Source organism: Enterobacter sp. CM29 (genome assembly GCF_013179605.1).
GTDB classification, from domain to species: Bacteria; Pseudomonadota; Gammaproteobacteria; order Enterobacterales; family Enterobacteriaceae; genus Enterobacter; species Enterobacter intestinihominis.
In genome coordinates, this window is the sequence record NZ_JABMCU010000187.1 from 1 (window position 1) to 8,960 (window position 8,960).

Genomic DNA, 8,960 nt, shown 5'->3' on the forward strand with positions numbered 1-8,960 from the left:
GCCGCATTCGGGGCGAGAACTGTCTCCAACCACAATGGCGCGATAGTTTTTAATGACGCGTCTTGAAACAGGCTCCGGTTCATTCGCCAGCGGGTGATGAGGCGCAACGGCAAAAACCTGCTCCAGAACGCCGAGCCGCGCAAAACCAAATTCGCTCAACTGGGGAGGCTCATGCAGCGCTCCAACGATGATATCCGCCCTGCCCTGCGTTAAGGCGTCCCACGAGCCGCCCAGCACGCCGTTGATAAAAACCAGCCGCGTGACGCTATGGCGCTGATAGAACGCCTCAATAAGCGGGGTAAGCAGCGAAAAAGGGAAAGTATCATCAACCCCAATCACCAGCTCATTTTCCCAGCCCTGATGAAGTTTGACGGCCTGTTTTTCCAGCTCGCGAACCGTATGCAGCACGTCACGCCCTTTTTCCAGCAGCATCTGCCCAGTACGGGTGAAACGCGCGCGATGGCCAGTGCGGTCAAGGATTTGAATATTAAGATCGCTCTCGAGCTTTTGCACGGTGTAGCTCAGAGCCGAAGGGGTTTTATAGAGCTTCGCCGAGGCGGCGGCAAAGCTCCCCTCTTTTTCCAGCGCATCCAGAATAACAAGAACATCCAGCAGCGGTTTCATCTTCGCCCCCTTGCGGTGTGCGATGGCCTCCGCCGGCGCAATTATTCCATGGGCATAACCAGCGGATCGGGATACTGATATTCAAATCCCAGTTCATGGCAAATACGATTGCCATCAATAATTTTGCCTTTGCGCTCCCCCTGCGCCTCACTGAACACCGGCGGCGCCAGACCCAGCTGGCGCGCCATCATCGGATAAAAGGTGCTGCGTGGCGGATGCGAAGGCGCACATATATTATAGATGTGCCCCCCTTTCGGAGCCTGTAAAAGCAGCTCTATCGCACCGATAACATCTTCAAGGTGTACAAGGTTAACGCCGTGCTGACCATCCGGCGCGGATTTACCGGCAAAGAAGCGTCCCGGATGACGCCCCGGCCCCACCAGCCCGGCGAGGCGTAAAATATCCACCTGCGTGCCAGGCAGATTGTGCAGCCAGTCTTCCAGCTCTTTCAGTACCCGTCCGCTGGCGGTTACCGGACGGCGCTCGGTGTTTTCTTTCGCCGTACCGTCGATATCGCCATAGACGGAGGTCGAGCTGGTGAAAATGATACGCGGAATATGGTGCGCCAGGGCGCTGTCGACAATCTCCTGCACCGCCTGCAGGTAAAACGTCTCGCCCGGCCCGCTGCGCCGCGCTGGTAAGGTAATGACCAGCGCGTCCACATTCATCAGTTCATCCAGCTCGTCGGTATCGCAGATAAGCTCGGGTTCGAGACGCAGCTCGACACCATCAATGCCGCACATGCGCGCCGCCTCAACCCCGTCCCGCGTGGTCTTACTCCCTGTCACCTGCCAGCCTTTCGCGGCTAATGACATCGCCAGTGGCATTCCTAACCACCCTAATCCGACAATCGCGACCTTTTTCATGACATTCTCCGCTTAACGACGCCTGTTATAAGGCTACGCCAGCCTTATGGAACGCACAATTCATACCATCAATATGAAATGAATTAATGATCAAAAAAAGCCCTTGCTTTATGGCGTACAACTGGTTTAGGTTAAAAGACATCAAATGCATAAGCATTCAACGAGAATTTATATGACACGCGTTCCTTTTAAAAACCACCATCATCACCATCATCCTGACTAGTCTTTCAGGCGATGTGTGCTGGAAGACGTTTGGATCTTCCAGTGGTGCATGAACGCATGAAAAAGCCCCCGGAAGATCTTCTTCCGGGGGCTTTTTTTTGGACCGCATTCAGACAGATTAAAACAGGTTAACGAGGAACACAGAATGTTAGATAACTCACGTTTACGCATAGCTATTCAAAAATCAGGCCGTTTAAGCGATGATTCACGCGAACTGCTGGCCCGCTGCGGGATTAAAATCAACCTGCACACCCAGCGCCTGATCGCCCTGGCTGAAAATATGCCGATCGACATTCTGCGCGTACGTGATGACGATATTCCGGGCCTGGTGATGGATGGCGTCGTTGATCTCGGCATCATCGGCGAAAACGTACTGGAAGAAGAGTTATTAACCCGCCGCGCGCAGGGCGAAGATCCGCGCTACTTTACCCTGCGTCGTCTGGACTTCGGCGGCTGCCGCCTGTCGCTGGCCACGCCGGTTGATGAAGCCTGGGATGGCCCGGCCGCGCTGAACGGCAAACGTATCGCCACCTCTTACCCTCACCTGCTGAAGCGTTACCTCGATCAAAAAGGCGTGCAGTTTAAATCTTGTCTGCTGAATGGCTCTGTTGAAGTGGCGCCACGCGCGGGCCTGGCCGATGCCATCTGTGACCTCGTCTCCACCGGCGCCACGCTGGAAGCCAACGGCCTGCGCGAAGTGGAGGTGATCTACCGCTCCAAAGCGTGCCTTATCCAGCGCGACGGCGAGATGGCCGATGCCAAACAGCAGCTCATCGACAAGCTGCTGACCCGTATTCAGGGCGTGATTCAGGCGCGTGAATCCAAATACATCATGATGCACGCGCCTACCGAGCGCCTGGACGAAGTGATTGCCCTGCTGCCAGGTGCTGAGCGCCCAACCATTCTGCCGCTGGCGGGCGACCAGCAGCGCGTGGCGATGCACATGGTCAGCAGCGAAACCCTGTTCTGGGAAACGATGGAAAAACTGAAGGCGCTGGGCGCGAGTTCTATTCTGGTGCTGCCAATTGAGAAGATGATGGAGTAACGACCATGAGCTTTAACACAATCATCGACTGGAATACCTGTAGCGACGCGCAACAGCGTGAGCTGCTGATGCGCCCGGCAATTTCCGCCTCGGAGAGCATCACCCGCACCGTGGCGGAGATCCTCGATAACGTCAAAGCCCGCGGAGACGACGCGCTGCGTGAGTACAGCGCGAAGTTTGATAAAACTGAGGTCGACGCGTTACAGGTCACCGCACAGGAGATCGCCGGGGCGGAAAGCCGCCTTGGGGATGAGATCAAACAGGCGATGGCCGTCGCGGTGAAAAATATTGATACCTTCCACACCGCGCAGAAATTGCAGGCGGTGGATGTGGAAACCCTGCCCGGCGTGCGCTGCCAGCAGGTGACGCGCCCGGTGGCGTCCGTTGGCCTCTATATTCCTGGCGGCTCTGCCCCGCTGTTTTCGACCGTCCTGATGCTGGCCACTCCTGCACGTATTGCCGGTTGTCAGAAGGTGGTGCTCTGCTCTCCGCCTCCGATCGCCGATGAGATCCTGTATGCGGCGAAGCTGTGCGGCGTGCAGGCGATCTATAAAGTGGGCGGCGCGCAGGCGATTTCCGCCCTGGCGTTCGGGACGGAGTCTGTTCCCAAAGTCGACAAAATCTTTGGCCCGGGTAACGCATACGTTACCGAAGCGAAGCGCCAGGTCAGTCAGCGTCTGGACGGCGCGGCGATTGATATGCCTGCCGGTCCGTCTGAAGTGCTGGTGATTGCCGACAGCGGCGCTACACCGGATTTCGTGGCCTCTGACCTGCTCTCGCAGGCCGAGCACGGCCCTGACTCGCAGGTGATTTTACTGACGCCAGATGCCGACATGGCAAAACGCGTGGGCGATGCCGTTGAGCGTCAGCTGGCCGACCTGCCGCGTGCGGAAACGGCGCGTCAGGCGCTATCGGCCAGCCGACTGATTGTGGCTCGCGATATCGACCAGTGCATCGCCATCTCCAACCAGTACGGGCCGGAGCACCTGATCATTCAGACCCGCAACGCGCGCGATCTGGTCGACAGCATAACCAGCGCAGGCTCGGTGTTCCTCGGGGACTGGTCACCGGAATCCGCCGGGGATTACGCCTCCGGCACCAACCACGTGCTGCCCACGTATGGCTATACCTCAACCTGCTCCAGCCTGGGGCTGGCAGATTTCCAGAAGCGCATGACCGTGCAGGAACTCTCCCGCGAGGGATTTGCCTCGCTGGCGTCGACCATCGAAACCCTGGCCGCCGCCGAGCGCCTGACTGCCCACAAAAATGCCGTGACGCTGCGCGTTGCCGCCCTGAAGGAGCAAGCATGAACATCGAAGAATTAGCCCGCGAAAATGTCCGTCGCCTGACGCCCTATCAGTCTGCGCGTCGTCTGGGCGGGAACGGCGACGTCTGGCTGAATGCCAACGAATATCCCACGGCGGTGGCCTTTGAGCTCTCGCAGCAGACGCTGAACCGCTACCCGGAGTGTCAGCCGAAAGCGGTGATCGAGAACTATGCGCAGTATGCAGGCGTGAAGCCTGAGCAGGTGCTGGTCAGCCGTGGGGCGGATGAAGGGATTGAGCTGCTGATCCGCGCCTTCTGCGAGCCGGGTAAAGACGCGGTGATGTACTGCCAGCCCACCTACGGGATGTACAGCGTCAGCGCCGAAACCTTTGGCGTGGCCTGCCGCAACGTGCAGGCGCTCGACAACTGGCAGCTGGATTTGCAGGGCATCGCCGATAACCTCGACGGCGTGAAGGTGGTGTTTGTCTGTAGCCCGAACAACCCGACCGGGCAGATTATCAATCCGCAGGATATCCGTTCCCTGCTGGAAATGACGCGCGGCAAAGCGCTGGTTGTGGCCGACGAAGCCTACATTGAGTTCTGCCCGCAGGCGACGCTGGCAGGCTGGCTTGAAGAGTATTCACATCTCGTCGTGCTGCGTACCCTGTCGAAAGCCTTCGCTCTCGCCGGTCTTCGCTGCGGTTTTACGCTGGCAAATAAAGCGGTTATCGACCTGCTGCTGAAAGTGATCGCCCCGTATCCGCTCTCAACGCCGGTTGCCGATATTGCGGCACAGGCGCTGGCCCCGCAGGGCATCAGCGCGATGCGCGAGCGTGTGGCGCTGATCCTGGAGGAGCGTCAGTATCTAGTCGATGCCCTGAAAACGATTCCGTGCGTGGAGCAGGTGTTCGACTCGGAGACCAACTACATCCTGGTGCGCTTCACCGCCTCAAGCGCGATATTTAAATCGTTGTGGGATCAGGGCATTATCTTACGAGACCAGAATAAACAACCTACCCTGAGCGGCTGCCTGCGTATTACCGTCGGCACCCGCGCGGAGAGCCAGCGCGTGATTGACGCCCTGAAAGCGGAGAAAGTATGAGTCAGAAGTATCTCTTTATCGATCGTGACGGCACCATCATCTCGGAGCCACCCAGCGATTTTCAGGTCGATCGTTTCGACAAGCTGGCGTTTGAACCCGACGTGATCACGGTGCTGCTGAAGCTTCAGAAAGCAGGCTATAAGCTGGTGATGATCACCAACCAGGACGGTCTGGGCACAGAAAGCTTCCCGCAGGCGGAATTTGACGGCCCGCACAACCTGATGATGCAGGTGCTGACCTCGCAGGGCATCGCCTTCGACGAGGTGCTGATCTGCCCGCACATGCCTGCCGACGAGTGCGACTGCCGCAAGCCAAAAGTGAAGCTTGTTGAGCGTTATCTGGCGGAAGAGGCGCTGGATAAAGCGAACAGCTATGTGATTGGCGATCGCGTCACGGACATCACGCTGGCCGAAAATATGGGCATTGCAGGCCTGCGCTATAACCGCGACACGCTAAACTGGGCGATGATTAGCGAGCAGCTCACCAGACGCGACCGCTATTCTCACGTTGAACGCAACACCAAAGAGACACAGATCGACGTGAAGGTCTGGCTCGATCGCGAAGGCGGCAGCAAGATCCACACCGGCGTCGGTTTCTTCGACCACATGCTGGATCAAATCGCCACTCACGGCGGCTTCCGCATGGAGATCGCCGTTAAGGGCGACCTGTATATCGACGATCACCACACCGTGGAAGATACCGGCCTGGCGCTGGGCGAAGCCCTGAAGCTGGCGCTCGGCGACAAGCGCGGCATCAACCGCTTCGGCTTTGTTCTGCCAATGGACGAGTGCCTGGCGCGCTGCGCGATGGATATCTCCGGGCGTCCGCACCTGGAATATAAAGCCGACTTTACCTACCAGCGCGTGGGCGACCTCAGCACCGAGATGGTGGAGCACTTCTTCCGCTCGCTTTCTTACACCATGGGCCTGACGCTGCACCTGAAAACCAAAGGCAAAAACGATCACCACCGCGTCGAGAGCCTGTTCAAAGCATTTGGCCGTACCCTGCGCCAGGCGATCCGCGTGGAAGGTGACGCCCTTCCCTCGTCGAAAGGAGTGCTGTAATGAACGTGGTGATTCTGGACACCGGATGCGCCAACCTGAACTCCGTACAGTCGGCGATTATGCGCCACGGCTACGAGCCGGTGGTGAGCCGCGACCCGGACGTGGTGCTGCGCGCGGATAAACTCTTTCTGCCGGGCGTAGGCACCGCCCAGGCGGCGATGGATCAGATCCACGAGCGCGAGCTGGTAGATCTCATCAAAGCCTGTACTCAACCGGTGCTGGGCATTTGCCTCGGCATGCAGCTGCTTGGCCGCCGCAGCGAAGAGAGCAACGGCGTCGATCTGCTGGGCATTATAGAAGAAGACGTGCCGAAAATGACCGACCACGGCCTGCCGCTGCCGCACATGGGCTGGAACCGCGTTTATCCGAAGGCGGGCAACAGGCTGTTCCAGGGAATCGAAGACGGCGCGTACTTCTACTTCGTCCACAGCTACGCCATGCCCGTGAACACCTACACCATCGCCCAGTGCAATTACGGCGAGGCGTTCACCGCTGCAGTGCAGAAAGATAACTTTTACGGCGTGCAGTTTCACCCGGAACGCTCCGGCGCCGCCGGCGCGCAGCTGCTGAAAAATTTCCTGGAGATGTGATGATAATTCCCGCTTTAGATTTAATTGACGGCACGGTTGTTCGTCTCCACCAGGGCGATTACGGTCAGCAGCGCGACTACGGCAACGATCCGCTGCCGCGATTACAGGCTTACGCCGACGAGGGCGCTGAGGTGTTGCACCTGGTCGATCTTACCGGCGCGAAAGATCCGGCGAAGCGCCAGATCCCACTGCTTAAAACACTGGTGGCTGGCGTGGACGTCCCGGTGCAGGTGGGCGGCGGCGTGCGTACGGAAGCCGATGTTGCCGCCTTACTGGACGCGGGCGTGGCGCGCGTGGTAGTCGGTTCGACCGCTGTGAAAGATCCTGAGACGGTCAAGGGCTGGTTCCGCCGCTTCGGCGCGGATGCGCTGGTGCTGGCGCTGGATGTGCGCATTGACGAACAGGGTAACAAGCAGGTCGCGGTCAGCGGCTGGCAGGAAAACTCCGGCGTGACGCTCGAAGAGCTGGTTGAGATGTATCTCCCCGTAGGGCTAAAGCATGTGCTGTGCACGGATATTTCACGCGATGGTACGCTCGCAGGCTCTAACGTCTCGCTGTATGAAGAGGTTTGCGCGCGTTATCCGCAGGTGGCGTTCCAGTCTTCTGGCGGTATCGGCGACCTGGCGGATATCGCCGCTCTGCGCGGAACCGGTGTACGCGGCGTGATCGTGGGTCGCGCGCTGCTGGAAGGCAAATTTACAGTGAAGGAGGCGATTCAATGCTGGCAAAACGGATAATTCCCTGCCTGGACGTGCGTGATGGTCAGGTTGTAAAAGGCGTGCAGTTCCGCAACCACGAGATCATTGGCGACATCGTTCCGCTGGCAAAACGCTATGCCGAAGAAGGCGCAGACGAACTGGTATTTTACGATATCACCGCCTCCAGCGATGGCCGTGTGGTGGACAAAAGCTGGGTGGCGCGCGTGGCAGAGGTGATTGATATTCCCTTCTGCGTGGCGGGCGGGATTAAATCTGCTGACGATGCGGCGAAGATTCTCTCTTTCGGTGCGGACAAAATTTCGATTAACTCCCCTGCGCTCGCAGGTCCGGAGCTGATTACGCGTCTGGCGGATCGCTTTGGCGTGCAGTGCATTGTCGTGGGGATCGACACCTGGTTTGATGCCGCAACGGGCAAATATCACGTTAACCAGTACACCGGCGACGAAAGCCGCACGCGCGTCACCCAATGGGAGACGCTGGACTGGGTGCGGGAAGTGCAAAAACGCGGTGCGGGTGAAATCGTTCTGAACATGATGAACCAGGACGGCGTTCGTAACGGTTACGACCTGGAGCAGCTGAAAAAAGTGCGCGCGGTCTGCCAGGTTCCGCTGATTGCCTCCGGCGGCGCGGGCACCATGGAACACTTCCTTGAAGCCTTCCGCGATGCGAACGTTGACGGCGCGCTGGCCGCTTCCGTGTTCCACAAACAGATTATCAATATTGGTGAGTTAAAAACGTACCTGGCCGACCAGGGCGTGGAGATCAGGGTATGTTAACAGAGCAACAACAGGCGCAGCTGGACTGGGAAAAAACTGACGGATTACTGCCGGTGGTTGTACAGCATGCCGTTTCAGGCGAAGTGCTGATGCTGGGATACATGAACCAGGAGGCACTGGCAAAAACGCTCGACAGCGGCAAGGTGACGTTTTTCTCGCGCACCAAGCAGCGTCTGTGGACGAAAGGGGAAACCTCGGGTCACTTCCTGAACGTGGTAAGCATTACGCCAGACTGCGACAACGACACTCTGCTGGTGCTGGTCAACCCGATTGGGCCGACCTGCCACAAAGGCACCAGTAGCTGCTTCGGCGAGGCGAGCCATCAGTGGCTGTTCCTCTATCAGCTGGAACAGCTGCTGGCAGAGCGTAAATCAGCGGATCCTGAGAGCTCATACACGGCTAAGCTGTACGCCAGCGGCACCAAACGGATTGCGCAGAAAGTGGGTGAGGAAGGCGTTGAAACGGCGCTGGCGGCTACCGTGCATGATCGGGAGGAGCTGACGAACGAAGCGTCTGATTTGATGTATCACCTGCTAGTTCTGCTTCAGGATCAGGAGCTGGATTTAACGACGGTGATTGAGAATCTGCGGAAACGGCATAAATAAAAAAAGACCGGGGAAACCCGGTCTTTTTTTGTCTGTAAATCAGGCTCTTGGTTTGTAGTTTCTCAGCGCGTTACGGCCAAG

The 8,960-nt window shown here is 58.1% G+C and carries 11 protein-coding genes and 1 other annotated feature; of the genes, 9 read left to right on the forward strand and 2 right to left on the reverse strand.

Translation table 11 applies throughout. The features are described from left to right. Together HP459_RS18680 and HP459_RS18685 are read right to left on the reverse strand one after the other, a co-directional pair. On the reverse strand, positions 1-624 hold a 624-nt coding region (locus HP459_RS18680; protein ID WP_171936626.1), incomplete at its 3' end, for a LysR substrate-binding domain-containing protein. Positions 625-665: 41 nt separating this feature from the next. Continuing rightward, the gene (locus tag HP459_RS18685) at positions 666-1,490 is read right to left on the reverse strand and encodes an SDR family oxidoreductase (RefSeq protein WP_023300524.1); all 825 of its coding nucleotides are present in this window, start codon (positions 1,488-1,490) and stop codon (positions 666-668) included. Positions 1,491-1,662: 172 nt separating this feature from the next. Between HP459_RS18685 and hisL the strand changes: the two genes are divergently transcribed. The 9 genes from hisL to hisIE all read left to right on the forward strand — a co-directional run bounded on the left by hisL (position 1,663) and on the right by hisIE (position 8,879). Then, a complete protein-coding gene (gene hisL / locus HP459_RS18690; protein ID WP_099516347.1) occupies positions 1,663-1,713 on the forward strand; it encodes a his operon leader peptide in 51 nt (16 codons plus the stop codon). Beyond that, positions 1,689-1,812 (forward strand) — a sequence feature (His leader region). It overlaps the preceding gene by 25 nt. Before the next feature lie 45 nt (positions 1,813-1,857). Continuing rightward, entirely contained in the window at positions 1,858-2,757 is a 900-nt protein-coding gene (gene hisG, locus HP459_RS18695; protein ID WP_000886595.1) for an ATP phosphoribosyltransferase, read from the forward strand. Positions 2,758-2,762: 5 nt separating this feature from the next. Then, the gene (gene hisD, locus HP459_RS18700; protein ID WP_171936627.1) at positions 2,763-4,067 is read left to right on the forward strand and encodes a histidinol dehydrogenase; all 1,305 of its coding nucleotides are present in this window, start codon (positions 2,763-2,765) and stop codon (positions 4,065-4,067) included. Continuing rightward, positions 4,064-5,125 (forward strand): histidinol-phosphate transaminase, encoded by a 1,062-nt coding sequence (hisC, locus tag HP459_RS18705; RefSeq protein ID WP_171936628.1) that lies wholly within the window; start codon positions 4,064-4,066, stop codon positions 5,123-5,125. The genes hisD and hisC overlap by 4 nt, the downstream gene beginning before the upstream one ends. Further along, on the forward strand, positions 5,122-6,189 hold the full coding sequence (gene hisB / locus HP459_RS18710) for a bifunctional histidinol-phosphatase/imidazoleglycerol-phosphate dehydratase HisB (protein WP_171936629.1): 1,068 nt from the start codon (positions 5,122-5,124) through the stop codon (positions 6,187-6,189). The genes hisC and hisB overlap by 4 nt, the downstream gene beginning before the upstream one ends. Next, positions 6,189-6,779 carry an imidazole glycerol phosphate synthase subunit HisH gene (gene hisH, locus HP459_RS18715; protein WP_003859485.1) on the forward strand — a complete coding sequence of 197 codons (591 nt, stop codon included), beginning with the start codon at positions 6,189-6,191 and terminating at the stop codon, positions 6,777-6,779. Before hisB ends, hisH begins: the two co-directional genes overlap by 1 nt. Next, on the forward strand, positions 6,779-7,516 hold the full coding sequence (hisA, locus tag HP459_RS18720; RefSeq protein WP_045308616.1) for a 1-(5-phosphoribosyl)-5-[(5-phosphoribosylamino)methylideneamino]imidazole-4-carboxamide isomerase: 738 nt from the start codon (positions 6,779-6,781) through the stop codon (positions 7,514-7,516). Before hisH ends, hisA begins: the two co-directional genes overlap by 1 nt. Next, positions 7,498-8,274 carry an imidazole glycerol phosphate synthase subunit HisF gene (gene hisF, locus HP459_RS18725; RefSeq protein WP_171936630.1) on the forward strand — a complete coding sequence of 259 codons (777 nt, stop codon included), beginning with the start codon at positions 7,498-7,500 and terminating at the stop codon, positions 8,272-8,274. Before hisA ends, hisF begins: the two co-directional genes overlap by 19 nt. Next, positions 8,268-8,879 carry a bifunctional phosphoribosyl-AMP cyclohydrolase/phosphoribosyl-ATP diphosphatase HisIE gene (gene hisIE, locus HP459_RS18730; RefSeq protein WP_023306558.1) on the forward strand — a complete coding sequence of 204 codons (612 nt, stop codon included), beginning with the start codon at positions 8,268-8,270 and terminating at the stop codon, positions 8,877-8,879. Before hisF ends, hisIE begins: the two co-directional genes overlap by 7 nt. Positions 8,880-8,960: the final 81 nt, after the last annotated feature.